The 25,181-nt window shown below is 62.8% G+C and carries 27 protein-coding genes; 6 read left to right on the forward strand and 21 right to left on the reverse strand.

Going from position 1 to position 25,181, the window contains the following annotated elements:
* Window positions 1–13: 13 nt before the first annotated feature.
* Window positions 14–553: a ubiquinol-cytochrome C chaperone family protein gene (locus NKJ73_RS25240; protein WP_352456591.1), complete on the reverse strand. Its 540-nt coding sequence runs from the start codon at window positions 551–553 to the stop codon at window positions 14–16.
* Window positions 554–667: 114 nt separating this feature from the next.
* Between NKJ73_RS25240 and NKJ73_RS25245 the strand changes: the two genes are divergently transcribed.
* Entirely contained in the window at window positions 668–1,201 is a 534-nt protein-coding gene (locus NKJ73_RS25245) for an outer membrane protein assembly factor BamE (protein ID WP_352449315.1), read from the forward strand.
* Between the two features lie 124 nt (window positions 1,202–1,325).
* On the opposite strand, the gene NKJ73_RS25250 is transcribed toward NKJ73_RS25245, so the two are convergent.
* Together NKJ73_RS25250 and NKJ73_RS25255 are read right to left on the reverse strand one after the other, a co-directional pair.
* Complete coding sequence (locus tag NKJ73_RS25250) at window positions 1,326–3,467, reverse strand: sodium-translocating pyrophosphatase (RefSeq protein WP_352456590.1); 2,142 nt, start codon at window positions 3,465–3,467, stop codon at window positions 1,326–1,328.
* 255 nt (window positions 3,468–3,722) lie between these two features.
* Window positions 3,723–4,223: a DUF2165 family protein gene (locus NKJ73_RS25255; protein WP_352571460.1), complete on the reverse strand. Its 501-nt coding sequence runs from the start codon at window positions 4,221–4,223 to the stop codon at window positions 3,723–3,725.
* Window positions 4,224–4,302: 79 nt separating this feature from the next.
* Here NKJ73_RS25255 and NKJ73_RS25260 point away from each other — a divergent pair, with 79 nt between their 5' ends.
* A complete protein-coding gene (locus NKJ73_RS25260; protein WP_023674502.1) occupies window positions 4,303–4,536 on the forward strand; it encodes a hypothetical protein in 234 nt (77 codons plus the stop codon).
* A 27-nt stretch (window positions 4,537–4,563) separates the two neighbouring features.
* Here the strand turns inward: NKJ73_RS25260 and NKJ73_RS25265 are convergent, their stop codons facing one another.
* From NKJ73_RS25265 to NKJ73_RS25325, 13 genes are all read right to left on the reverse strand, one after another.
* Complete coding sequence (locus tag NKJ73_RS25265; protein ID WP_352456588.1) at window positions 4,564–5,313, reverse strand: ABC transporter permease; 750 nt, start codon at window positions 5,311–5,313, stop codon at window positions 4,564–4,566.
* The gene (locus tag NKJ73_RS25270) at window positions 5,310–6,248 is read right to left on the reverse strand and encodes an ABC transporter ATP-binding protein (RefSeq protein ID WP_352571461.1); all 939 of its coding nucleotides are present in this window, start codon (window positions 6,246–6,248) and stop codon (window positions 5,310–5,312) included. The genes NKJ73_RS25265 and NKJ73_RS25270 overlap by 4 nt, the downstream gene beginning before the upstream one ends.
* The gene (locus NKJ73_RS25275) at window positions 6,245–7,420 is read right to left on the reverse strand and encodes an ABC transporter permease (RefSeq protein ID WP_352571462.1); all 1,176 of its coding nucleotides are present in this window, start codon (window positions 7,418–7,420) and stop codon (window positions 6,245–6,247) included. Before NKJ73_RS25275 ends, NKJ73_RS25270 begins: the two co-directional genes overlap by 4 nt.
* A 43-nt stretch (window positions 7,421–7,463) precedes the next feature.
* The gene (gene osmF, locus NKJ73_RS25280; protein ID WP_352571463.1) at window positions 7,464–8,375 is read right to left on the reverse strand and encodes a glycine betaine ABC transporter substrate-binding protein OsmF; all 912 of its coding nucleotides are present in this window, start codon (window positions 8,373–8,375) and stop codon (window positions 7,464–7,466) included.
* Window positions 8,376–8,534: 159 nt separating this feature from the next.
* On the reverse strand, window positions 8,535–9,752 hold the full coding sequence (locus NKJ73_RS25285) for an MFS transporter (protein WP_352525292.1): 1,218 nt from the start codon (window positions 9,750–9,752) through the stop codon (window positions 8,535–8,537).
* A complete protein-coding gene (nusB, locus tag NKJ73_RS25290) occupies window positions 9,749–10,249 on the reverse strand; it encodes a transcription antitermination factor NusB (RefSeq protein WP_352571464.1) in 501 nt (166 codons plus the stop codon). The genes NKJ73_RS25285 and nusB overlap by 4 nt, the downstream gene beginning before the upstream one ends.
* On the reverse strand, window positions 10,246–10,740 hold the full coding sequence (gene ribH / locus NKJ73_RS25295) for a 6,7-dimethyl-8-ribityllumazine synthase (protein ID WP_352449305.1): 495 nt from the start codon (window positions 10,738–10,740) through the stop codon (window positions 10,246–10,248). Before ribH ends, nusB begins: the two co-directional genes overlap by 4 nt.
* A gap of 130 nt (window positions 10,741–10,870) precedes the next feature.
* Entirely contained in the window at window positions 10,871–11,488 is a 618-nt protein-coding gene (locus tag NKJ73_RS25300) for a riboflavin synthase (protein WP_352571465.1), read from the reverse strand.
* A 30-nt stretch (window positions 11,489–11,518) separates the two neighbouring features.
* Entirely contained in the window at window positions 11,519–12,649 is a 1,131-nt protein-coding gene (ribD, locus tag NKJ73_RS25305) for a bifunctional diaminohydroxyphosphoribosylaminopyrimidine deaminase/5-amino-6-(5-phosphoribosylamino)uracil reductase RibD (protein ID WP_352571466.1), read from the reverse strand.
* Between the two features lie 2 nt (window positions 12,650–12,651).
* On the reverse strand, window positions 12,652–13,161 hold the full coding sequence (gene nrdR / locus NKJ73_RS25310; protein WP_352571467.1) for a transcriptional regulator NrdR: 510 nt from the start codon (window positions 13,159–13,161) through the stop codon (window positions 12,652–12,654).
* A 153-nt stretch (window positions 13,162–13,314) separates the two neighbouring features.
* Entirely contained in the window at window positions 13,315–13,893 is a 579-nt protein-coding gene (locus tag NKJ73_RS25315; RefSeq protein ID WP_502896681.1) for an invasion associated locus B family protein, read from the reverse strand.
* A gap of 76 nt (window positions 13,894–13,969) precedes the next feature.
* A complete protein-coding gene (gene glyA, locus NKJ73_RS25320; protein ID WP_352571468.1) occupies window positions 13,970–15,283 on the reverse strand; it encodes a serine hydroxymethyltransferase in 1,314 nt (437 codons plus the stop codon).
* Window positions 15,284–15,399: 116 nt separating this feature from the next.
* Window positions 15,400–17,046 carry a Na+/H+ antiporter gene (locus NKJ73_RS25325; RefSeq protein ID WP_352571469.1) on the reverse strand — a complete coding sequence of 549 codons (1,647 nt, stop codon included), beginning with the start codon at window positions 17,044–17,046 and terminating at the stop codon, window positions 15,400–15,402.
* On the opposite strand from NKJ73_RS25325, the gene NKJ73_RS25330 reads away from it, so the two are divergent.
* Window positions 17,041–17,178: a hypothetical protein gene (locus NKJ73_RS25330; RefSeq protein ID WP_156937265.1), complete on the forward strand. Its 138-nt coding sequence runs from the start codon at window positions 17,041–17,043 to the stop codon at window positions 17,176–17,178. The genes NKJ73_RS25325 and NKJ73_RS25330 overlap by 6 nt on opposite strands.
* Here NKJ73_RS25330 and NKJ73_RS25335 read toward each other — a convergent pair.
* The 4 genes from NKJ73_RS25335 to NKJ73_RS25350 form a co-directional block, all read right to left on the reverse strand.
* Window positions 17,175–18,428 (reverse strand): L,D-transpeptidase family protein, encoded by a 1,254-nt coding sequence (locus NKJ73_RS25335; protein ID WP_023674488.1) that lies wholly within the window; start codon window positions 18,426–18,428, stop codon window positions 17,175–17,177. The genes NKJ73_RS25330 and NKJ73_RS25335 overlap by 4 nt on opposite strands.
* A 338-nt stretch (window positions 18,429–18,766) precedes the next feature.
* The gene (ldtR, locus tag NKJ73_RS25340; protein WP_023674486.1) at window positions 18,767–19,282 is read right to left on the reverse strand and encodes a transcriptional regulator LdtR; all 516 of its coding nucleotides are present in this window, start codon (window positions 19,280–19,282) and stop codon (window positions 18,767–18,769) included.
* A 202-nt stretch (window positions 19,283–19,484) separates the two neighbouring features.
* Window positions 19,485–19,907 (reverse strand): DUF6163 family protein, encoded by a 423-nt coding sequence (locus NKJ73_RS25345; RefSeq protein WP_023674485.1) that lies wholly within the window; start codon window positions 19,905–19,907, stop codon window positions 19,485–19,487.
* A complete protein-coding gene (locus tag NKJ73_RS25350; protein ID WP_023674484.1) occupies window positions 19,904–20,947 on the reverse strand; it encodes an enoyl-CoA hydratase/isomerase family protein in 1,044 nt (347 codons plus the stop codon). Before NKJ73_RS25350 ends, NKJ73_RS25345 begins: the two co-directional genes overlap by 4 nt.
* A 145-nt stretch (window positions 20,948–21,092) precedes the next feature.
* On the opposite strand from NKJ73_RS25350, the gene NKJ73_RS25355 reads away from it, so the two are divergent.
* The 3 genes from NKJ73_RS25355 (at window position 21,093) to NKJ73_RS25365 (ending at window position 24,084) form a co-directional block, all read left to right on the forward strand.
* On the forward strand, window positions 21,093–21,917 hold the full coding sequence (locus NKJ73_RS25355; RefSeq protein WP_352571470.1) for a DUF8605 domain-containing protein: 825 nt from the start codon (window positions 21,093–21,095) through the stop codon (window positions 21,915–21,917).
* Window positions 21,918–22,004: 87 nt separating this feature from the next.
* A complete protein-coding gene (gene hemB, locus NKJ73_RS25360; RefSeq protein WP_352571471.1) occupies window positions 22,005–23,036 on the forward strand; it encodes a porphobilinogen synthase in 1,032 nt (343 codons plus the stop codon).
* Window positions 23,037–23,436: 400 nt separating this feature from the next.
* Window positions 23,437–24,084 (forward strand): dihydrofolate reductase family protein, encoded by a 648-nt coding sequence (locus NKJ73_RS25365; protein ID WP_352571472.1) that lies wholly within the window; start codon window positions 23,437–23,439, stop codon window positions 24,082–24,084.
* A 49-nt stretch (window positions 24,085–24,133) separates the two neighbouring features.
* Here the strand turns inward: NKJ73_RS25365 and ppk2 are convergent, their stop codons facing one another.
* Window positions 24,134–25,054, reverse strand: coding sequence for a polyphosphate kinase 2 (gene ppk2 / locus NKJ73_RS25370; RefSeq protein WP_352571473.1), 921 nt, complete (start codon window positions 25,052–25,054; stop codon window positions 24,134–24,136).
* Window positions 25,055–25,181: the final 127 nt, after the last annotated feature.

The raw sequence follows: 25,181 nt of genomic DNA on the forward strand, positions 1-25,181 counted from the left end.
GGCCTGCCGTCGCTCAAGCGTTGGCCACGGGAAATGCCACCGTTCCGGAAACGATCGATTCGGTCGGCTGTTCCGCGAGTTGCCTTGATGCATCGGCGGCATAGAGTGCCAGTTGCGACGCTTGCGGCCAGGCGCCGGCATCCGGCCTGACATTGCGGGCAAGGGCGGCGGCGAGTGCATCATGGTCATTTCGTTGCAGCGCATCATCATAGGCGGCGGTACGGCCATAGAACATCTTCGCCAGTTTCCGCATTCGCTTCGGCACGCCGACGTCGCCAATGCCCAATTCACGCAACGAATGTTCGACATCCATGAAGAACTCGTCGATCAGCACCTGCGCAACCTCTGCCGCAGCACCGCCCTCGCCGCGCAACCGGTGCTGGAACAGGAACATGTGCAACGACAGCATCTCGAAGCGGCCGAGCGGCGTGTCCGGCACGTTCCAGGCGGAATAAAACACCGTTTGCCGCGCCGCCGCCACGATTTGTGCGTAAAGCGCCTCGGTGATGGCGCGGTTGGCATGTCGTTCGTGGCCAAAGAGGCGCTGGAACATTTGAGGGTGGTCTCCCGGGACCGTTTGTTGAAGTGGCCTTGTTGCATCGGCAAGCAAGCTGGTTTACCGGTTTTGCGGCCCAGCGCAAGTTGCGGCCAGCTTATGGAGTTGTAGTTGCGCGCGCTGAAATTCAAGTCGACTTTCCTGCCCAGGCCCGGCGGTGCGGTTTCGCTGCTGGTGATCGCTGCGGCGCTTTCCGCCTGCAATTCGTCCAAGATGATCGGCGATCTCAATCCGAGCGAGACGCTGACGCAAGGCTACGTCATCGACCAGCAGGCGATCGACCTGGTGCCGGTCGGCTCAAGCCGCGAACAGGTGCTGCTGGCGCTCGGCACTCCCTCGACCAAGGCGACCTTCGATAACGAGGCCTTTTATTACATTTCTCAGACGCGCAAGCGCTATGTCGCCTTCGACAAGCCGCGGCTGGTCGACCAGCATGTGCTGGCGGTCTATTTTGGCGATGACGGGCGCGTCACCCAGATCGCCAATTACGGCTTGAAGGACGGCAAGGTGTTCGACTTCATCTCGCGCACCACGCCGACCGGCGGCAAGGACCAGAACTTCCTCAGCCAGATCATCAGTGGCGCCAGCAAGCTGGCGCCTGGTGTTCCCGGCGCCAGCGGCGGCAGCACGCTCGGCGGCTCCTGATCCGCCCGAGGGTGTCGGCTTCCTTCCGTTCCTTTCGCTTCCCTGTAAGCGGCATATCTCATGCAATGAAAAACCCGCGGGAGCGATCCCGCGGGTTTTTGTCTTAAGGCCATAGCGACCGAGCTTAGCCGTGCGCGAGAACGGCCAGCAACAGCAGCGCGACGATGTTGGTGATCTTGATCGCCGGATTGACCGCTGGGCCGGCAGTATCCTTGTAGGGATCGCCGACCGTGTCGCCGGTCACCGAAGCCTTGTGCGCTTCGGAGCCCTTGATGTGCTTGAGGCCGTCCTTGTCGACGAAACCATCTTCGAACGACTTCTTGGCGTTGTCCCAGGCGCCGCCGCCGGAGGTCATCGAGATGGCAACGAACAGGCCGTTGACAATGACGCCGAGCAGCGAGGCGCCGAGCGCGGCAAAGGCGGATGCCTTCGAACCGGAGATCAGGAGGACGCCGAAATAGACCACCAGCGGTGCCAGCACCGGCAGCAATGACGGAACGATCATCTCCCGGATCGCTGCCTTGGTCAGAAGGTCGACGGCGCGCGCATAGTTCGGCTTCGAGGTGCCGGCCATGATGCCCGGATCCTCGCGGAACTGCTTGCGCACCTCCTGGACGATAGCACCCGCGGCGCGGCCGACGGCGGTCATGGCGATGCCGCCGAACAGATACGGGATCAGGCCGCCGAAGATCAGGCCGGCGACGACGTAAGGGTTGGAGAGGTCGAAGGAGACGTCGCCCATGCCCTGGAAGTACGGGTATTTGTCGCCATTGGCGGCAAAGAACTTCAGGTCGTTAGAGTAGGCCGCGAACAGCACCAGCGCGCCGAGGCCGGCCGAGCCGATGGCGTAGCCCTTGGTTACCGCTTTGGTGGTGTTGCCGACAGCGTCAAGCGCGTCGGTTGACTGGCGCACTTCCTTGGGAAGGCCGGCCATTTCGGCAATGCCGCCGGCATTGTCGGTGACCGGGCCGAAGGCATCGAGCGCGACGATCATGCCGGCGAGGCCAAGCATCGTCGTCACCGCGATCGCCGTGCCATAGAGGCCGGCAAGCTGGTATGTCGAGATGATGCCGCCGACGATGACGATCGCCGGCAACGCCGTCGCTTCCAGCGAGACCGCGAGGCCCTGGATGACGTTGGTGCCGTGACCGGTGACCGAGGCCTGGGCGATGGAGTTCACCGGACGCTTGCTGGTGCCGGTATAGTATTCGGTGATCACCACGATGAGGCCGGTCACCACAAGGCCGACCAGGCCGCAGATGAACAGGTTGGTGCCGGTGATGGCCATGCCGGCGACGGTGCCGATCTCACCCCAGCCGATGCATGCCGAGGTGGCCACGGCAAGGCCGACAATTGACAGCAGGCCGGTGACGATCAGGCCCTTGTAGAGCGCGCCCATGATCGAGCCGCTGGAACCGAGCTTGACGAAGAAAGTGCCGACGATCGAGGTGAGAATGCAGGCGCCGCAGATGGCCAGCGGATAGAGCATGGCCGCGCCGAGAACGGCGGTGCCACCGAAGAAGATGGCGGCGAGGACCATGGTGGCGACCACCGTCACCGCATAGGTCTCGAACAGGTCGGCGGCCATGCCGGCGCAATCGCCGACATTGTCGCCGACATTGTCGGCAATGGTGGCCGGATTGCGTGGATCGTCCTCGGGAATGCCGGCTTCAACCTTGCCGACGAGATCGCCGCCGACGTCGGCGCCTTTTGTGAAGATGCCGCCGCCGAGACGGGCGAAGATCGAGATCAGCGAGGCGCCGAAGCCGAGCGAAACAAGCGAGTCGATGACGACGCGATCGTCGGGCTGCAGACCCATGAACTGGGTCAGGATCAGGTAGTAGATCGAGACGCCGAGCAGGGCCAGGCCAGCAACCAGCATGCCAGTGATGGCGCCCGACTTGAAGGCGATCTCGAGGCCGGCAGCGAGGCTGTTGGAAGCCGCCTGCGCGGTGCGCACATTGGCGCGCACCGAGACGTGCATACCGATGAAGCCAGCGGCGCCCGATAGAACGGCGCCGATCAGGAAGCCGATGGCGGCGGTGATCGAAAGCAGCCACCAGGCGAGCAGCAGGACCACGACGCCGACGATGGCGATAGTGGTGTACTGGCGCGCCAAATAGGCCTGCGCGCCTTCGCGGATGGCCGCGGAAATTTCCTGCATGCGTGCATTGCCCTGATCGGCCGCGAGGACCGAACGTGTCGCCCAGATGGCGTAAAGGACTGAAAGCAGACCGCAGGCGATGACAGCTGAAAGTATGGTCATTGCCGAATTTTCCTCGATTGGTGGCCCAAAAGAACCCCTCCCCGGGCCGTTGAGACAGGGGACGAATTTTCCGCAACCGGAATCCGTCCCTTCGCAGCGGCTTATGCGAAACAGGGCTCGGAACGTCAAGATATTGTTCCGTTCCTGTCCGGCTTTCGCCCAAAAGATCCCGGGTTTCGTCCAAAAGGCTGGACGGCAGTGTGCGCCTGTCGACACTGCCATCCGGTTAGATCGGTTGAAATCGGCGAACGGCGGTCAGGCTTTACGTGGGTCGCCGTCCGGCTGGACGACGAAGACCAGCACCACCAGCATGGTCATGTAGAATTTGAACGCTGCCTCCTGACCATTCCAAATCGAAGACTGCCACATGGCGAACCACTCGCCGCCAACGACCATGAAGCCGAAATACCAAATGAGGAAGCCCATTGTGGCGGCAATGATGGCGAACTTCTTGGCATCGTTGAAAGCCTGTCCGCTCGCGTTGCGCGCCTGCCAGAGTTGCCAGGCGGCGATTAGGTAAAGCAGGCAGGTCAGCGCCTCGCCAATGATGATCAGCCAGTAGCCAGCCGTCCACAAGGCCGGGTTGGTGATCGAGCGGTACATCAGTGCATTGCCGGGAAAGGTCGTGTCCATGCTCAGCACATGCTGGACAAAGGCGAAGTTTGAGCCGTAATCGGTGATGTTGCCGAAGGCGACGAGGAAGGCGAAAGCCGCCAGACACAAACACATGACGATCTTGGAGAAACGCGCGGTCATGGCAAGAACTCCTGCTGAAAGATCGGGGCATCGCACTCATCAATCGCCGAGTCCCGAAGATCGCGCAACGGGTGGGCCAGTGATCATCGTGCTCACAGCCATTGCGAGACATTATGCCGGCAAGCAAGACATTGCCGAGACTGTCGAAGCCCTCGATCTCGACAGTGATTGCGCGGTGGGCGACTTGGTCTCTGTGGTTAGAGCCGACACACAGCACGATTTCGCCATCATCCGCCGCCGCTGGATCACCGGCGAGACGGGCACAACGCTGGAACTGACGCTCGATCATCCGACGCGGTCGACCGGCCACTGAAAAAAGACCGAACTTCGCCCCGAGACGCTACTCGGGCTCGCGTCCCATGCGCCGGGCGGTATAGCGCTCGACCGCCGACAGCCCGTCATAGATCAGCACGGCAAGGGCGGCGACGATCAGGCCACCCTGCAGGATGAAGGCGAGGTTGTTCGACAGCAGGCCTGCGATGATCACCTCGCCCAGTGTCCTCGCCGCTACCGTCGAGCCGATGGTCGCGGTGGCGAGGCTGATCACCACCGACAGCCGGATACCACCGAGAATGATCGGCGCGCTGAGCGGCAGCTCGACCTTGACCAGTCTTTGCCAGCCGGTCATGCCGGCGCCACGCGCCGCCTCGACTACGTTGGCCGGCAGCGTCGTCAGGCCGGTCAGCGCATTCTCGAAGATCGGCAGCAGTCCGTAGAGAAACAGCGCAATCAGCGTCGGCTTTTCGCCGAAGCCGACGGCCGGCACGGCAAGCGCCAGCACCGCCACCGGCGGAAAGGTTTGGCCGATATTGACCAGGCTGCGCGACAGCGGCAGGAATTCGGCGCCGGCTGGCCTGGTGACCAGAATGGCGAGCGCGACCGCAACGATCGTCGCGGCAACCGTCGCGATCAGCACGGTCCGCAGATGCAGCAGCGTCAACGTCAACAGGCTGCCCTGATTATAGATTACCGGCGCGTTGTTCTCTGTCAGCGGCCTCAGCAGCGGTTCGAACCAGCCGGGATTGGCGACGAAGGCAATAAGCACCACCACCAAAGCAAGCCTGAGCAGCGACGGAAGCCAGGCTTTCATGCCGGCCTCGCCGCGCGCTTAACCAGCCCGTCCACAGTGACGCGGCCAAGCGATTTGCCGTCAGTATCTTTCACCGGAAGTGCCGGGCGGCCCGACCACAGGAGTTCGGCCAACGCGTCGCGTTGGCTGGCATCACCGGGGATCGCCTCGCCTTCGGCCGTGCCTTTTTCCACCGCGTCGCGCACCCGGCCAAGCGACAACAGCCGGAACGGTTTTTCGCTGGCGCCAACCAGGGTCTCGACAAACGCGCTGGCCGGTTTCGCCAGTATCTCGGCCGGCGCGGCATATTGCACTACTTTGCCGCCATCCATCACCGCGATCTTGTCGCCCATGTGAACGGCCTCTTCCATGTCATGGGTGACGAGGATGATGGTGGTGCCGAAGCGTTTCTGGATCGCCAGCAGATCCTCCTGCGCCTTGTTGCGGATGATCGGGTCGAGCGCGCCGAACGGCTCATCCATCAACAGCACGTTGGGTTCCGCGGCAAGCGCCCGGGCGACGCCGACGCGTTGCTGCTGGCCGCCGGAAAGCTCATGCGGATAGCGTGGCCCGTAGGCTTGCGGGTCGAGCTGGTATAGCGTCATCAGCTCGTCGACGCGGGCCTTGATGCGGTTGGCGCCCCAGCCGAGCAATACCGGCACAGTGGCGATGTTCTGCGCCACCGTGCGATGCGGAAACAGGCCGTGGCCCTGGATGGCATAGCCGATGCTGCGACGCAGCTCATAATCCGGGACCGAGCGGTTATCGACGCCGTCGAGCTTGATCACGCCCGATGTCGGCTCGACCAGCCGGTTGATCATGCGAAGCAGCGTCGTCTTGCCGGAGCCGGAGGTGCCGACGATGACGGCGATGCTGCGCGGCTCGATTACCATCGACACGTCGTCGACGACTGTCGTCTCGCCGTAGCGCTTGGTGATGCCTTCGATCTCGATCATGCCGTTTCAACCCTGCGCTTGCTGGCGCTCATTTCGATCACTGCATCGAGGATGATGGCAGCGGCGAAGGCCAGCACCACCGTGGGAACAGCACCGAGCAGCACCAGGTCCATCGCCGTCTGGCCGACCCCCTGGAATACGAACACGCCAAAGCCGCCGCCGCCGATCAACGCGGCAATTGTGGCGAGGCCGATATTCTGCACCAGCACGATGCGGATGCCGGTGAGGATCACCGGGAAAGCCAGCGGAAACTCGACGCCGAACAGCCGCTGGCGGTCGGTCATGCCCATGCCGCGCGCTGCGTCGTTGGCGGCACGCGGCACACCGGCGAGGCCGACCACGGTGTTGGCCACTACCGGCAGCAGTGAATAGAGGAACAAAGCGACGAAAGCCGGCGCCGTGCCGATGCCGCGAATGCCGAGCGCGGCAGCTCCCGGCACATGCGAAGCGACCCAGCCGAGCGGTGCAATCAAGAGGCCGAACAGCGCAATCGAAGGAATGGTCTGGATGATGTTCAGCACGTTGAGCACACCGGCCCGCAATTTCTCGACGCGGTGGCAGAGGATGCCGAGCGGCAGGCCGATAATCACCGCTGCCGCCAGCGAACCCAGCGCCAGCGTCACGTGCTTGGAGCCTTCCGCCCAAAAACTATCGGCGCGATTGAAATATTCCTTGAGGATCGACAGGCTATTCCAGCTTCCCGAGACGAGCAGCAGCCCGATCGCCGCGGCGGCGACAACAAGCACGCCGATCCGTGCCTGCGGCGACAGGTTCAGCCGCGTAAGCACGTCGGCGAGCAGAAGGGTGAAGGCGAAGATAAGCAGCCAAAAGCCCGAAGCCGGCGAGATACGGGCGAAGGTGTTGCCGGCAGGTGTCAGGAAACTGCCGGCGACGCCGATCAGCAGCGCCAGCGCTGCAAGCGCAACCACACTGGCGGCGAGGCGCAGAGCAAGCGGCGTTTTCAGCAGCGCAATGAGCGCCGCTGCGACAACAATCGCCATCAACAGCGGACCGACCGTCGCAGACAAAGATTCGAGGATCGAGCGCGCCTCGCCGGGTACGATGCGATTGGCGCGGAACGTGGCGAATGGTGCCGCAAAAGCCGCATAGGCTGATATCGCCGCGATGACCACGCCGAGCTTGTCGAACCGGATGCGCACGCCCTCCCCCATCGGCCGATCCGGCGCACCTCGAAAGCGGAGCGCCGGAATCGCCTTACTTCAGGAAGCCGTTCTTTTTCAAAAAGTCCTCGGCGACGCCCTTGACCGGCTCGCCGCCGACCTGCACGCGGCCATTCAACTCCTGCAGCGTGACAAGGTCGAGCTTGGCGAACACCGGCTTCAGCAGTGTCTCGATCTCGGGATGCTCCTTCAGCACCGCCTCGCGGATGATCGGCGCCGGCTGGTAGACCGGCTGCACACCCTTGTCGTCTTCAAGCACGACGAGGCCGGAGGGCGCGATGCCGCCGTCGGTGCCATAGACCATGGCGGCGTTGGCGCCGTTGGTCTGGTTGGCTGCGGCGGCAATGGTGGCCGCCGTGTCGCCGCCGGACAGCGTGATCAACTGGTCCGGCTTCAGCGTGAAGCCATACGTCTTCTGGAAAGCGGGCAGCGCGGCCGCCGAATTGACGAACTCGGCGGAGGCCGCCAGCACCACCTTGCCGCCGCCCGAGACATATTTGCCGAAGTCGGAAAGGGTGACGAGCTTATTGGTATCGGCGACCTCCTTGCGCAGGGCGATCGCCCAGGTGTTGTTGGCCGGTGACGGTGACAGCCAGACGATCTTGTTGGCGTCGTAGTCGAGCTTCTTGGCAGTCTCGTAGGCCTTGGCGGCGTCTTTCCACACCGGATCGTCGGCCTTCTCGAAGAAGAAGGCGGCGTTGCCGGTGTATTCCGGATAGATGTCGATCTCGCCGGCTGTAATCGCCTTGCGCACCACAGGTGTGCCGCCGAGCTGGATACGGTCGGTAGTCTGGATATTATTGGCGTTCAGCACCAGCTGGATGATATTGCCGAGCACACCGCCCTCGGTGTCGATCTTCGACGACACCACCACCTGGGCACTCGCCGAGGCCAACGCAATTCCGAGCGCCAGTACAGCGCCGGCCAGAATCTTGATTGAAAACATCTCACAAATCCCTTGCTGTGAACCGGAATACGGCTGCCGCATATGAGCATGGCTTCGATGCCCCGTCGGGGTACACGGTTTCATAAGAGGGGGGATGGGCGCAATAATTTTGTTCGGATGTGAGTGAATCCGCTGCCGCGACGTCCCGACAGGGTGACGTCAGTTGGCCGCGCGCAAGCCCGTCATCTTCAACACGCCCAGTGCCACGAAGCACAGCACGACGACCGGGAAAATCATCCAGTTCAACATCTCCCAGCCCCAGGCATTGTAGACCGCCCCCGACATCAGCGAGGCGAAGGCGACGGAGCCGAACAGGACGAAATCGTGAAAACCCTGGACCTTGCCTTTTTCGGATGACTGGTAGCTGTCGGCCACCATGGCGGTGGCACCGATGAAGCTGAAGTTCCAGCCAAGGCCGAGCAGGATCAGCGCCGTCCAGAACTGCCACAGTGCCAACCCTGACAGCGCCACTATGGCGCAGCCAATCAGCAGCACCAGGCCGATGGCCACGATCCGCTCAGCGCCGAAGCGATAGATCAGCGACCCCGTGAAGAAGCTCGGCGCGAACATCGCCATCACATGCCAGGAAATGCCGAGCGTGGCGTCGTCGGTCGAAAGGCCGCAGCCGACCATGGCCAGCGGCGCGCCCGTCATGACGAAGCTCATCAGCGCGTAGCTGCCGACGGCGCAAAACAGCGCTGCGACGAAGCGCGGCCTGGTGACGATTTCCGAGAGCGGCCGGGCGTCGCTGTCGGCGATTTCCACCTTGTCGGTTGCCTTGGCCGGGATGCGCAACAAAGAGAGAATGGCGGCGCCGACCGCCGCCAGCACCAGGATGGACGCAAACGAGCCGGCAAACTTCACCGGCGAGAACAGGTCGCCGGTGAAGATGACGATCTGCGGCCCGAGTATGGCGGTGACGATGCCGCCGGCCAGCACGAAGGAGATGGCGCGCGCCTTGAATTCAGGCGGCGCATTGTCGGCGGCGGCAAAGCGGAACTGCTGGACGAAGGCGCCTCCGATGCCGATCACGGCCAAGCCGAAAGCGAATAGCCAGAAGCTGGCATGAAACAGCGCCAGCGTGGCGACCAGCCCGCCAAGCGCCGTGACCGCTGTGCCGGTCATGAAGCCGTCGCGCTGGCCGAGCCGGCGGATGATCGCCGCGGCCGGCAGGGAACCGAGCGCCACGCCGACATTGAAGCCGGTGATCGGCGCGGTTGCCAGCGACTTGTCAGCGTCGAGCAGGTACTGCCCGGCCAATCCGCCCATGGAAATGGCGATGGGTGCGGCCGAGCCGATGATCGCCTGCGAGGCTGCGAGGATGAAGGCGGTGCGACGCGCTTCCTTGCCCGCCTCAACGGCGACGACAGCAGTCATGAGGGGTCCTTGCCCCGGCCCTCGCCACGCACCCGGCGCGACACGCGATCAAGCACCGCATTGACCAGTTTCGGCTCGTCTTCTTCGTAAAATGCCTTGGCGATGTCGACATATTCGGAGACGATGACCGCCACCGGCACGTCCTCGCGCTGCATCAGCTCGTAGACGCCGGCGCGCAATATGGCGCGCAACGTCGAATCGAGCCTCGACAGAGGCCAGTCCTCGGTCAGCGCCTGTCGGATGACTGGATCGATGGTCTTCTGGTGCTCGACAACGCCGGCAAGAATGGCGCGAAACCACTGCGCATCGGCTTCGCGATAGAGCGCGCCATCGACTTCCTTGCCGAGCCTGAACGCCTCGTATTCGGCGGTGATCTCAAACACACCGCTGCCGGCGACGTCCATCTGGTAGAGCGCCTGCACGGCGGCCAGACGGGCAGCACCGCGCTTGTTGGCATGGCGAACCGCAGGCTGGCCGGGCGAAGCGGGTTCGCTCACGTTCGCTCTCCCAGCTGTTCCTTTAGAGCGATCATGGTCAGCGCCGCACGCGCCGCAAAGCCGCCCTTGTCGCCTTCCGAACGTCTTGCTCGCGTCCATGCCTGTTCGTCGTTTTCGGTGGTCAGGATGCCGTTGCCGATGCAGACCGCATCCTGCACGGACAGGTCCATCAGGGCACGGCTGGATTCATTGGCGACGATATCGAAATGATAGGTGTCGCCGCGGACCACCGTGCCGAGGGCGACGAAGCCGTCATAGTTCGTCCCGCCTTCGGAGGCACCGTCGAGCGCGAAGGAAATCACCGCCGGGATTTCGAGCGAGCCCGGAACAGTGACGACATCGTATGTCGCGCCCGCTTCCTCGAGGGCCTTTGTCGCGCCTTCGAGCAACGCGTCGGCAAGGTCGTCGTGAAAGCGCGCCTCGATGACAAGAAGGTGGGCCTTCTTCTTCGGACGGATGAACGCTTTGCCGTGTTGGGATGTGCCTGCCATAGATGTCTCCGGGGATCGCCGGTGACTTAGGCCGAAGCCGGTTTGATCGCAAGCGGAAGATTGCCGAAGGAACTTTCAAGGCCAACTCGGCGGCGGTCGCATCAGGGAATGGGCTTTATGGACGAGCGCCTCAAAGTCCCTCCTTCGCCGCCTCCACCAGTCGCGCCGCGTAGCGGGCCATGGTGTCGATCTCGAGGTTGACGCGGTCGCCGACCTGTCGCTCGCCCCAGGTGGTGACGGTCAGCGAATGGTGGATCAACAGCACGTCGAAGCGGGTGCCCTCGACCTTGTTGACGGTGAGCGAAGTGCCGTCGAGCGCGACGGAACCCTTGGGGGCGATGAATTTGGCAAGCTCGCGCGGTGCTTCCAGGGTGAAGCGAACGGCGTCGCCCTCTTCCTTACGCGCCACGATCTCGGCCACGCCGTCGACATGGCCGGACACTATATGGCCGCCAAGCTCGTCGCCGATCTTCAGAGCCCGCTCCAGGTTGATGCGCGTGCCGGATTTCCAGCCCATCGCGGTCGTCAGCCTGAGTGCTTCTTCCCAGGCCTCGACCTCGAACCAGCGTGCGTTGGCGCCGTCTTCCGGCAATCCCGTCACCGTCAGGCAGACGCCGCCGCAGGAAATCGAGGCGCCGATGGCAATGGTCTGCGGATCGTAAGCGGTGTCGATACGCAAACCGACGCCTTCCCTGAGCGGCTTCACGGCGGCAACGGTGCCGACGTCGGTGACAATTCCTGTAAACATTACTTTGGCCCAGTGAACATCAGTTCGGTCCTAGATGTCTCTTGTCCATTCGGCATACGTGTCTTCGCCGAAACGCATGTCGCGCAATTTACGAAACCCCGGCGAGATATGGTTGGCATCGACCGGCGATGCAATGCCGTCCCCGCCGATCGCATCCGGCCCCTGAAACAGCACGATGCGGTCGACTAGGCCTTCCTCAAGGAACGCCTTGGCCACCTCGGCGCCGCCCTCGACCAGCACGCTGGCCATGCCGAGCGCCGCCAGATCCTCGAGCAGTTCCGGCAACGCAATATCGCCTTCATACGTCTCAGTGCCGATGAAGCGCACGCCGGTGCGTTCGAGCGCGGCCCGCCGACGTGGATCGGCCTCGGCACAAGCGGCGACATAGAGCGGGACCCGGTCGACGCCGGAAACCAGTTTCGAGGTCTCCGGCAGCCTGATCTGGCGGTCGAGCACGATGCGCGCCGGCGAACGGTTCTCAAGTCCCGGCAGCCGCACCGTCAGTGCCGGATCGTCCTCCAGCGCGGTGCCGATGCCGATCAATATGCCGTCCGCTTCGGCGCGCATCAGATAGACTTCGCGTCGGGCGATATCGCCGGTGATGGAGACCTGTCCCTCGCCTTTCACGCCGATCTTGTTGTCGCTCGAAAGCGCAAGTTTCAGGATCACTTCCGGGCGTTTTTTCAGAGATCGAATTAAATAGCCGGCCATCTGCTCCGCGGCCTCGGCCGCCAACACTTTTTCCACCACTTCGACGCCGGCGGCACGCAAGATTGCATAGCCCTTGCCGGAAACACGCGGGTCCGGATCGCTGGCAGCGCCGACCACACGCGCCACGCCGGCACTGACCAGCGCATTGGCGCAAGGCGGCGTGCGGCCGTGATGAGCGCAGGGCTCCAGCGTCACATAGGCGGTGGCGCCGCGCGCCAGTTCGCCGGCCTCTGCCAAAGCCCCGGTTTCGGCATGCGGCCGGCCACCGACGGCAGTGACACCGCTGCCGACGATCATCGGCCCGTCGCCGTCATCGCGCACGATCAGCGTGCCGACGGAAGGGTTGGTCGAGGTCCGCCCGGCATTCTTGCGCGACAGCCTGAGGGCTGCCGCCATATAGCGGCGATCGAGGACCTCTTGCTCAGCCGTGCTGCGTTCGGACCCTGCCATGCTCAGCTGGCGTCCTCTTCGCTCTTCAGCTCTTCGCCCTTGGGCTCGTCGGTTTTGAGCTCGTCGCCTTTGAGTTCGCCCAACACGTCGTGGAAATCCTTGGCCTCGCGGAAATTGCGGTAGACGGAGGCAAAGCGCACATAGGCGACATCATCGAGCGACTTAAGCGCCTCCATGACCAGCCGGCCGACTTCCCCCGAGGCCACCTCGGTCTCGCCCGAGCTTTCGAGCTGGCGCACGATGCCGGTCACCGCCCGGTCGATACGTTCCGGGTCGACATTGCGCTTGCGTACCGCGATCTCGACAGAGCGCAGCAACTTGTCGCGGTCGAACGGCACCTTGCGTCCAGACTTCTTCACCACGACGAGATCGCGCAATTGGACGCGCTCGAAAGTGGTGAAGCGGCCGCCGCAATCCGGGCAGACGCGCCGCCTGCGGATCGCTGCACCGTCTTCGGCAGGGCGCGAATCCTTCACCTGCGTATCTTCGGACTGACAGTAGGGACAGCGCATGGAGAGCCTTCGGTTCGCGATTCTCGTAGTGCGAACGGCTTAGAGGTTTTTGCCACGATGGCAAAGTATGGCCGATGACCGATCGCGCCTCAGAGATAGCGAGGCACGAGGAAAATTGCGAGAGCGGCAATCAGTTGGACGGCAATACGCCAATCAGGGAGCGACGTCGCCGGTCGGGAAGCCGCAGGACGTGCCGAGATAGCGATAGGCCTTGGTGAAGCCGTCCATCGATATGGTCGCGACCGGCTTGTCGGCGAAGCTGACATCGAGGGCGCTGGTACGGCGCATGGCACGCAGTATGGCAAGCGTGGTCTCGGGTTTGTTGTCCATCATCCACTGTCCGTCGGCGATAATATGAAAACCAGCCTTGATCTTGTCGTTGACGTCGCGGAACACCGCCGGGATGTTGTCCCCCTTGGGCAAGTCACTGTTTCTCACGGCGATGATGAGGCTCGGATAGCCCTCGGGTGGCAGTACGTCGCCATTCGAGATGGCCAGCGTGAGGGTGCCACTGGTGCCGTTAGCGTCGAAAAAGACCGTCGAGGCGGCGCAGGTCTTGCGCACATCCTCACCGGTGTTGACCTCGTCCACCGTGGTGGACCACCTGCCGAAGGTCTCTGTCTTGGGTGCTGCCGGCGTCGGCTCGGTCTGCGCCAACGCCGCGCCGAGTAGCTGAGAGGTCGCTAAGGTGAGCAAGGCAGCGCCAACACTGGTGAAACGGAAAATTCGCATCATCATCAAGCGTCTCCGAGATGCAACCGTGGCCAGTTGATCGGCGCCGTCACAGTTGGGGGAACGACGCCCTGCGTCAACCAAGATACGGGTAAAGCGGAAAACGATCCGTCAATGCCGCCACCTTGGCCTTCGCGGTTGCCTCGACGGCCGCATTGCCTTCGTCGGAATTGGCGACCTTCAGTCCATCCAGCACTTCGGCGATCAGCTTGCCGATCTCGCGGAACTCGGCCTGACCGAAGCCGCGCGTGGTGCCGGCCGGCGTGCCGAGCCGAACGCCCGATGTCACGAAAGGCTTTTCCGGATCGAAGGGGATGCCGTTCTTGTTGCAGGTGATGTTGGCGCGGCCAAGGGCAGCCTCGGCGCGCTTGCCGGTGGCGTTCTTGGGACGCAGGTCGACCAACATCAGATGGTTGTCGGTGCCGCCGGAGACGATGTCGAGACCGGTTTCCTGCAGACTGGAGGCCAGCGCCTTGGCATTGGCGACGACGCTCTCCGCATAGATCTTGAAGCTCGGCTTCAGCGCCTCGCCCAGAGCCACCGCCTTGGCGGCGATCACATGCATCAGCGGTCCGCCCTGCAGGCCGGGGAAGACGGCCGAATTCATCTTCTTGGCAATATCCTCGTCATTGCAAAGGATCATGCCGCCGCGCGGCCCGCGCAGCGATTTGTGCGTCGTGGTGGTGACCACATGGGCATGCGGCAGCGGCGACGGATGCATGCCGCCGGCGACCAGGCCGGCGATGTGGGCCATGTCGACCATCAGATAGGCACCGATCGAATCGGCGATCTCGCGAAAACGCTTCCAGTCCCAGACACGTGAATAGGCTGTGCCGCCGGCCAGGATCAATTTCGGCCTGGTCTCATGGGCGGTCTTCTCGATCGCATCCATGTCGAGCAGATGATCGTCCCGGCGCACGCCATAGGAGACGACCTTGAACCATTTGCCGCTCATATTGACCGGCGAGCCATGTGTCAGGTGTCCGCCGGAATTGAGGTCGAGGCCCATGAAGGTGTCGCCGGGCTGCAGCAACGCCAGGAACACCGCCTGGTTCATCTGGCTACCGGAATTCGGCTGGACGTTGGCGAAGTTGCAGCCGAACAGCTTTTTCGCGCGTTCGATGGCCAGTTCCTCGGCGACATCGACGAATTGGCAGCCGCCATAGTAGCGCTTGCCCGGATAGCCCTCGGCATATTTGTTGGTCATGATCGACCCCTGTGCCTCGAGCACGGCACGCGAGACGATATTTTCCGAGGCAATCAGCTCGATCTCGTGGCGCTGGCGGCCGAGTTCGTTGCGGATTGCGCCGAAAATCTCGGGGTCGGCATCGGCAAGCGTGGTTTCGAAAAAGGATTCGAATTTGTTCGACACTGCCGCTGCTGTTGCCATGGGCTGAAATCCTCAAGGTTCGGAGTCTGTCGCGCCATTAACACAGTTGCTTTCGGCCCGCCACGTTTGCAGCGCGAAATTTGCTGGCCGGATTGCGCCAGAGAGACTGGCAGCCTCTATTTCCTTGCCTGCCGGCCCTTCAGCAGGGCCTCGGTGAGCGTGATCTCGGTGAACAGCGCCTGCATCGTATGGTCGTTAATCTGGCCGCTGCGAAACATTGCGCGAACCGCTGCGCGTTCGGCCTCAATGCCCGCCAGCCTCAATTCGAGCTCCAGCCGTCCGGCCTCGCGGGCCTCGGCGCGCGCCTCGTCGGCCTCGTCGGAGGCAGCGATGCGGCGACGGTAGCCAGCGACGATGCTGTCGGCGGCGGCAAGCCGGGCGCCGGGTATATCCCCTTCATCGCCGTCGGTCGCGCCGGCCATGCTCTCGATGCGGGCGATGGCGGCCTTGGCCGCGCCCACGCGCGCAAGACGCTCCTCGGCAGCGCCAGGATCCTCGCCCGGCTCGACCAGCCCCCGTGCCACCTTGGGCAAGGCAAGGCTGGCAATGAGCAATGAGCAGATGATGACGCCTGCGGCGAGGAAGATCACCACGTCGCGCGCCGGAAAGGGCGAACCATTCGGCATGGTGAGCGGCAGCGACAGGATGCCGGCCAGCGTGATGGCGCCGCGCACGCCTGCAACAGAGCCGGCGATCCGAACGCGCAGCCCGAACGGCTCGGCCTTCTGCTCGCGTAATCGCGCTGAGACGCGCGTCGCAATGTCGCCGACCCAGATCCACAGGAAGCGCAGCCCGATCAGGCATAGTGTCAGCGCGACCACCGTGGCGATTGGCTGGATGACCGGATAGCGGCTGCCGAGCTCAGGCGGCACGTTGCCGATGATTTCGGGAAGCTGCAACCCGAGCAGGATGAACAGCGCGCCGTTGAAGACGAAGGATAGCGTCGTCCACAGCGATACGGTCTGTATGCGTGCCGAGACGCCGAGAAAGCGGAAAATCCCGGAGCCGCCGGTGAGCACTCCGGCCGTGACCGCCGCCAGAATGCCCGAGGCGCCGACATTCTCGGCGCCGAGATAGGCGATGAACGGCAGCAGGACCATGACCAGCACCTGCACCTCGGCCGGCACGCCGCCGATACGGTTCAGCAATTGCAGCGCCTTGGCGGCGACGAACAAGGCAGCCATGCCGGCCAGGATGCCGGCAGCGACGGCATAGAGGAAAGTCACGGACGCCGCGACGAAGGAGAAGCTGCCGGTCAAGGCAGCTGCCACCGCAAAGCGGAACATCACGAGGCCCGACGCATCGTTGAGCAGCGCCTCGCCCTCCAGGATGTGCATCAGCCGAGCCGGGACCAGGCTCTTGTCGACGATCGAGGAGACGGCCACCGCATCCGTCGGGGACAGCACCGCAGCAAGTGCGAAAGCGACGACGAGCGGGATGCTCGGGACAAGCCAGTGCAAAGCGTAGCCGAAGCCGACAATGGTGAAGAAGACCAGCCCGATGGCGAGGTCGAGGATCGGCCCGCGCAGCGCGATCAGTTCGCGCTTGGGCGCACCATAGGCGTCGCTGAACAGCAGCGGTGGGATGAACACCAGCAGAAACAGCTCGGGATCGATCTCGACATGCATTCCGCGCACCGGCCAAGCCAGTGCCGCGCCGATGGCGATCTGCAGCACAGGTAGCGGAACCCGCACCGGCCGGACCAGCGCGCCCGAAACGGCGACGAAGATAAGCACGACCAGAATGAACATTGCGACATGCATGATGCGATTTCCGAATACGGCGCCGCGCGTTCTTTTGCCGGCGATCAGTCCAGCAAAGCTTGCCGCGAAAGACTCGGCAACGAAAAAGGCCGCCCTTCCGGCGGCCTTTTGCAAATGAACTCAGCTGCTTAGAGCGCGGATGTGATCTGCAGCTCGTTGGCTCCGTCGAGGCCGTAAATGTCGTCACGGAACTGGACCACGCCCGGCCCTGTCGACCAGGCCGAGACGTAGAGAAAATAAACCGGCACCGGATTGGTGACCTGCACCGGCGTGTTCTCCCCGGTCTTGATCGCCGCCTCGAAATGCTGGCGATCCCAGCCCGGTGTGTCGCGCAGAATCCAGGTGACGAGGTCGCGCACGTTCTGGACCCGCACGCAGCCAGAGGAATCGAAGCGCATCAGCTTGCCGAACAGGCTCTGCTGCGGCGTGTCGTGCATGTAGACGCCGTCCGGGCTGGGGAAATTGATCTTGACCGAGGCCATCGCGTTGCCGGAACCGGGATCCTGGCGGAAGCGGTATTTGGCGGCATCGTCGGTCGACCAGTCGACCGTCATTGGGTCGACCTCGCTGCCGTCCGGCGCAAACAGGCGGATATGGCTATCCTTGAGATAGTTGGGGTCCTTCCGCATCAGCGGAATGATGTCCTTGCGCACGATCGAGACCGGCGCGTTCCAGTACGGATTGACGATGATTTCGTTGATCTTGGAATTGACGATCGGCGTCTGGCGATCGATCTTGCCGACGATTGCGGTGTGGCGCAGCACAACGCGGTCGTTCTCGACTGCCTCGATCTGCGCCGCCGGGATGTCGACCAGAACATAGCGGTTGCCAAGCGTGCCGGCCCGCTCACGCAGCCGTTGCAGATTGGTCTGCAGCTGACCAAGCCGAACCGGCGCCGACACGTTCATTGCCGCGAAAGTATATTTGCCCGTGGTTCCGTCGGCCGGCAAGCCGTGACGCAACTGGAAGCGCTTGAGCGCCGAGTCGACGTAAGAATCGAACGCTTCCGAGAGCCCGGCGCTCTGCGCCAGATCGCCCGATATCATCAAGCGCCTGCGCAGCGGCACCACATCGGGATCCTCGACGCCAAGCTGCAGCTTCTTGGTGTCTGGAACCTGCTCCCAGCCGCCTTGCGCGACGATATTCTGATACTGCATGATCGCCTGCTCGGTGAAGGACACCGTCTGCAGGCTGAAGATCGGCAGCGTCGAGGCAACCTTGCCGCCTTCGCTGGCACGCGCATCGAATTGGTCGTCCCAATTGCCGCGCGCCGAGGATTTCAGGATATCCCCGATCACATCCTGCGCACTGGCGCGGCCGGCGACCATTGCGGCTGCGAGCGCGGAGGCTCCTGAAAGGAAGAAACGGCGGCTGGTTCTCATGGACGTTCCAGACATTCTTGCTACAATTCAACCCACCGGGCGGTCTCGCCCGCACTCTAGAGTTGGCTTCTTAACAATTAGCCAACCATTGCCCGCATCACTTCGGTGTAAAACCACATGGGAAGTGACTTGAGCACAGGACAAATGCACGGCTTTGGCCCCAGCATCACCCGCATCTTCGGTTCCATTGGAATATGGCGGCAACGTGGCTGTTGCTCGAATTTGGATCGGCCGGCCTGACGAAACGGCAAGACCGGTGCTTTTCGGCACCGGCCTTTGGTCCACTCCGCGGCAGCATTTCCGTAGTCCAGCTTCAGATCTTGATGCGGCGGATGCGATTACATCCGGTAGGCGATGGTATCGTTCCAGAACCGATCCAGGCGCTGCAGGGCGCGGTTCATCTGCTTGAACTCTTCCGTGTTGATGCCGCCAACCTGCTCGATCGAACCGACATGGCGCTCGTAGAGGCCGGCGACGACTTCCGCCACCTCATTGCCCTTCGGCGTCAGCGAAACCCGCACCGAACGGCGGTCGATGCGCGAGCGCTGGTGGTTGATGAAGCCGAGATCGACCAGCTTCTTCAGATTGTAGGAGACATTCGAGCCGAGATAATAGCCGCGCGAGCGCAGTTCGCCGGCGGTCAGCTCCGAATTGCCGATGTTGAACAGGAGCAGCGCCTGGATGGCGTTGATGTCGGAGCGACCGTTGCGGTCGAATTCGTCCTTGATCACGTCAAGCAGACGGCGATGCAGCCGCTCGACCAGCTGCAGCGATTCCATGTACAGCGAACGGATCGCCTCGCGGCGGTCATCGGATACGTTGGCGGTCTTCGCCGCCGGACGCGAATTGATCATTGTCTTTGCCTCTCGTTTGTCGCCCGGTGATTTTTTGTTCTTCACCTTGATCGCGACACTATCGAATACTCATAAAATTCGACTTAAACGCCAAGGCTAACAAGAGCTTACCGGTAAGGGGTTTCGAAAGAGGCTTAACGGACGGTCACCCGAGCAAGGATAATTAACCTAAAGATTTAGCCAACGATCCTGGCCGGAATTGCTATCGCCGGGGTTGCCGCTTCTGGATCCAGATCACCACGCGGAACACTATGTAGAGCAGCGCCACCGCAAGGTGCGAGGCGACGATCAGCGGCCGGTGGCCGAACAGCTCGGGGAAGCCGGCATACATGACGCACTCGGTCACCGCGCAGATGAACCAGATCACCGGCCCCCAGGACGCCAGCATCCAGAGGCCGGCGGCAGCGAACGGAAAAAACACCGCCAGCACCACCGCCGCCACCTGCCAGTGCACCGGCATCAGGTCGAAGCGCCACAACGGGCCGGGGTAAAAGCCGATCAGCCGGATCCAGTACAAGATGCCGAACAGCAGACAGTAGCCGGCGATGACGCGCTGGAACCAGGCGAAGATGACCTCGATCGTCGAGGGCTGCAGCACCACGCGTCTCGAGGCGACCTCGCTCACAGCTTCAGTTCCCGTTCGCCGAGCGGTGCGAAATAGGCGTCGACGTTGGCGGCGCTGACGTCATCGATGCCTGCCGGCCGCCATTGCGGCGTCGAGCCTTTATCGATGATGGCGGCGCGGATACCTTCATAGAAGTCGTGCCCGGCAAGCATGCGGTTGAGGATACGGAACTCCATTTTCATGCACTCGTCCATCGACAACGTCTGCCCGGCGCTGATCTGGCGCCATGCAACATGCAAGCTGGTCGGTGAACGTGTGCGGATGGTGGCCAGCGTCTTTGCCGCGAACTCGTCGGCAGCGGCTGCCCGCTCCAGGCTAGCGACGATATCGGCCAGCGACGGCTGCGCGAAATGCCGGGCGATGGCTTCCAGCGTCGGCCTGTCGGTCTCGCGCCTGGCCGGGACGAAGCAGCCGCGCAGCACCGATTCCGGGTCGCCGCTTTCCGCCAGACGGTCGAGGAAGCCGGCCTGGCCCTCCGCCTTGATCGTATGGGTGGCGAGGCCCGACCACAAAGCATCGCCATAGCGGATGCGGTTGCCGGTCAGCGCCAGATACATGCCGAAGCTGCCGCCGAGATCCGGCAACAGATGGCTGGCGCCGACATCCGGGAAAAAGCCGATGCCGACCTCGGGCATGGCAAACTGGGCGTTCTCGGTCAGCACTCGCTGCGAGCCATGGAAGGAGATACCTACGCCGCCGCCCATGACGATGCCGTCGATCACCGCGACATAGGGTTTCTTGAAGCGGGCGATGCGGGCATTCAGCCGGTATTCATCGGCGAAGAAATCGACCGGAGGCCTTCCTGCGCGGCCGGCTTCGTAGATGTGGAGGATGTCGCCGCCCGCCGAAAATGCCCTGCCCTCGGCCTTGACGACGACAACGTCGACGCCGTCGTCGCGCTCCCAACTGCGCAGCGCCTTGTCCAGCGCCTTGACCATGCGGTGGGTTACGGCATTGAGCGCCTGCGGCCGCGTCAGCGTGACGACGCCGGCCCTGCCCAATCTTTCGAAGCGAATCTCGTCGCCTCCGCCAAAATCCATCGCCAGAGAATCCCTCCCCGCGCCCGCCGGGAGTGAAGTGCTAAAGCGTGGCGCATGGCCGCGTCAATGGCGGCGCCCAATCCGCTGCATGGTCGTCGGCGTCACCCAGTGCTAATGCTGGCGCTTTGAACCGGAAGGTTGAACCATGCCTTGGTTGCCGCGCCTTGCTGTTGTGGTGGTCGGCCTGATCGCTGCGAACGCTCCTCCCGTATCGGCCGGAACCGTCGACGAGCTCTATCAATCGCAGACCATCGTCACCGGCCAGGGCGAGGTCAACAGGCAGATCGGTTTCAAGGCCTGCCTCGATGCGGTGCTGGTTCGTGTGTCCGGCGATCAGCGGCTGCCGAAGAGAACTGAGATGGCGGCGCTGCGCGACAAGGCCGGCAGCTTCGTTGCCGAATTCCGCTATCGCGACCGTCTCGAAGGCATTCCGGTCCATGACGAACAGGGCACCCATGACCGGCCGCACGATCTCACTTGTCTGTACAGGCCTGACGTTATCGATCCGGTGCTTGCCACGCTCGGCAGCAAACCATGGCTTGGCGAGCGGCCACGCCTGGTAATTTTCCTGGCGGCGGAGCAAGGCACAAGGCAGTTCGTGCTGACCGCCGACGATGAGCGCGGGGCGGCGATGCGCGAATCGTTCGTCAACACCACCGGTCCGCTGGTCATGCGGATTGTGTTTCCCGAAGCGTCGCTGCTATCGGCCTCAAAGCTTAACGACCAGGCCCTGCGCCATGCCGATATCACGACGCTGGACCAGCTTGCCAGGAAGGCCGGAGCCGACCAGGCGCTCGCCGGCAGTATCGTCTGGAGCGACAAGGAACTGGGCTGGATAGCCGACTGGCGGCTTGCCTTGAATGGCAAGAGCTACAATTGGCAAGTGCGCGGCGTCAGCTTCGACGAGGCATTCCGCGTCGCCATGCGGGGTGCTGCGCAGATCCTATCGGGCAATGGGCAACCAGAATAGCGCCCGACAGGACCGCTGGCACAATCGTGTCGCATTGGTCAGCAGCGAAAGCTCGTGGTAAAAGCCGCCCGATCCGGAGTTTTTGCGATGAACAAATTCACCCCTGCAAAGCCTGCCGGCGCGCGCAGCGTCGACGAGATCACCGGCAGCCGGCGGCTGCGGCGCATGCGCAAGGCCGATTGGTCGCGCCGCCTTGTCCAGGAGAACCGGCTGTCGGTCGACGATCTGATCTGGCCGATCTTCGTCGTCGACGGCAGACAAGTGCGCGAACCGATTGCCGCCATGCCCGGCGTGTTCCGCCTGTCGCTCGACCTCGCCGTCAAGGAGGCTGAGCGAGCGGCCAAACTTGGCATTCCGGCGATCGCCACTTTCCCCAATGTCGAGCTCGGCCTGCGCGATCAGACCGGTTCGCATATCCTCGATCCGGAAAACATCATCAACCGTGCCACCCGCGCCATCAAGCACGCGGTGCCGGAGATCGGCATCATCACCGACGCCGCGCTTGACCCTTTCACCTCGCATGGCCATGACGGCATCTTGCGCGAGGGCATTATCGTCAATGATGAAACGGTGGAGCAGGTGACGGCGGCGGCAGTCATCCAGGCGGCGGCGGGGGCCGACATCATTGCCCCCTCGGACATGATGGACGGCCGGATCGGTGCCATCCGCGATGCGCTCGACGCCAATGGATTTCAGGATGTGGCGATCATGTCCTATGCGACCAAGTTCGCATCCGCCTTTTACGGCCCCTATCGTGAGGCGGTCGGCACCGCCGGCCTGCTCAAGGGCGACAAGAAGACCTATTACATCGACCACGCCAATTCCGACGAAGCGGTGCGCGAGGCCGAGCAGGATCTCGCCGAGGGCGCCGACATGCTGATGGTCAAGCCCGGCCTGCCCTATCTCGACATCATCCGGCGGCTCAAGGACGAGTTGCAGATGCCGACCTTCGCCTATCAGGTCTCGGGCGAATATTCGATGATCAAGGCCGCCGCCGCCAATGGCTGGATCGATGGCGAAAAGGCGATGCTGGAATCGCTGCTCGCCTTCAAGCGCGCCGGCTGCGACGGGATTCTCACCTACTTTGCGCCCGAAGTGGCGGCGATGCTCAAGGGGTGATGCGCCTTTGTAGCGTCTACATCGAGTAGTGTTCGTTCGTCCAAAGCGCGACATGGAACGCCGCAGGACATCGCTTCAAGTTTACGCTGCCCCTCGTTGCCCTGCCGGGCATTTCTCGCCGTAAAGTGGCAGGGAGAAAGACGCGTTCGTAAAAGATTTCACCAATCTCCAGCGTTGCAAAAATATCGACGTTGCGGCCAGCCCCTTCTCCCCGTCACTATACAGGGAGAAGCTGCCGGCAGGCGGATGACGGGCGGCGCCGACATTGAGATTAGTTATTCCAACATGATTTGGAAGCGATTGCCCCGCCGGCGATTCAAAATACCGCTTGCAAAATGCAATCAGTTAAGCTACCCCGATAACTGCTTGCATCTCACAATTGGTTATCGAGGAGGCTCTCATGTCCAAACTTCGCGTCAGCGCTTTCACCTTGTCGATCGACGGCTTCGGCGCCGGTCCCGACCAAGACCTGAAGAACCCGCTGGGTGTTGGCGGGGAAGCCCTGCACGAATGGATGTTCGGCACCCGCACCTTCCGCAAGATGGTCCTCGGCAAGGATGGCGGGACCACGGACACTGACGAGGCGTTCGCCGCGCGCAGCTTCAAAAATATCGGCGCGTGGATCCTGGGCCGCAACATGTTTGGGCCGATCCGCGGCGAATGGCCGGATGACAGCTGGAAAGGCTGGTGGGGTGACAACCCGCCCTACCATGTGCCGGTCTTCGTGCTCACGCACCATCCACGTGATCCCATTGTCATGGAGGGCGGCACGACCTTCTATTTCGTGACCGACGGCATCCACTCAGCGCTGGAGAAGGCGAAAGCAGTGGTTGACGGCAAGGATGTACGGCTGGGCGGTGGCGTTTCTACGATCCGGCAATATCTCAAGGAAAAGCTCATCGACGAAATGCATCTGGCGATCTCACCGGTCCTGCTAGGCGCCGGCGAGAGCCTTTTTGCCGGCATCGACATGCCCAAGCTCGGCTATCGCTGCAGCGAGCAGGTCGCGACGCCGAAGGCCACGCATGTCATCATCGAGCGCACCTAGCTTGTTGCAGGGCGCCGCCATGGAGGCGCCGCCTTCCTCGCCGCTTTAGTCAGTACTTCTCCGGCACATACAGTTCGCGCGGCAGTACCTGGCGCTCGTATTCGGGATTGAAGACGCGCTCCGGCAGTGTGATCTCTTCGTGCGGCACCTCCTCATAGGGCATCTGCTTGAGCAGATGGTCGATGCAGTTCAGCCGTGCCCGCTTCTTGTCGTTGCCCTCGACGATGAACCACGGGGCTTCCGGAATATTGGTGCGGGCGAACGTTTCTTCCTTGGCCTTGGTGTACTGCTCCCAGCGCACGCGCGACTGGAGATCCATCGGCGACAGTTTCCATTGCTTCATCGGGTCATGGATGCGCATCAAAAAGCGCATCTGCTGCTCCTCGTCGGTGATCGAAAACCAGTATTTGACAAGCGTAATGCCTGAGCGGACCAGCATGCGTTCGAATTCCGGAACGTCGCGGAAGAACTCCTCGACCTGATCCGGCTGGGCAAAGCCCATTACCCGCTCGACGCCGGAGCGGTTGTACCAGGAGCGGTCGAACAGCACGATCTCGCCGCCGGCCGGCAGATGCGGAACGTAGCGCTGGAAATACCATTGCGACTTCTCGCGCTCGGTCGGCGCCGGAAGTGCTGCGACGCGGCAGATGCGCGGATTAAGCCTCTGGGTGATGCGCTTGATAACACCACCCTTGCCCGCCGAGTCGCGGCCCTCGAAGACCACGACGAGCTTCTTCTTGTGATAGGCGACCCAGGATTGTAGCTTGATCAATTCGGATTGCAGCGTGATGAGATTGCGAAAATACTGCAGGCGGTCGATCGATGGCGGATGCGCATTCTTGTAGATCTTGGCGATCTCCATCGACAGCGCCGGCTCCGAGATTTCCAGCTCATAATCTTCGTCGAGCGTGTCGGCGAGTTCCGCTTCCAGCCAGTCCCTGGCCGGGGAATTCTGTTTTATCTCGGTCATTTGCGCTGCTCCGCTTACAGGCCTTGTCGGCCGCTGTCAGGCGCTCTGCCGCCCGGCCCGGCGGCCGGAAATCGAAGCGCTGGACCGATGTTAGTATAGGTCGGCAATGACGGTTTTATTGCAGCCA

Source organism: Mesorhizobium sp. M0074 (assembly GCF_040322975.1).
In the GTDB taxonomy this organism is placed as follows: Bacteria; Pseudomonadota; Alphaproteobacteria; order Rhizobiales; family Rhizobiaceae; genus Mesorhizobium.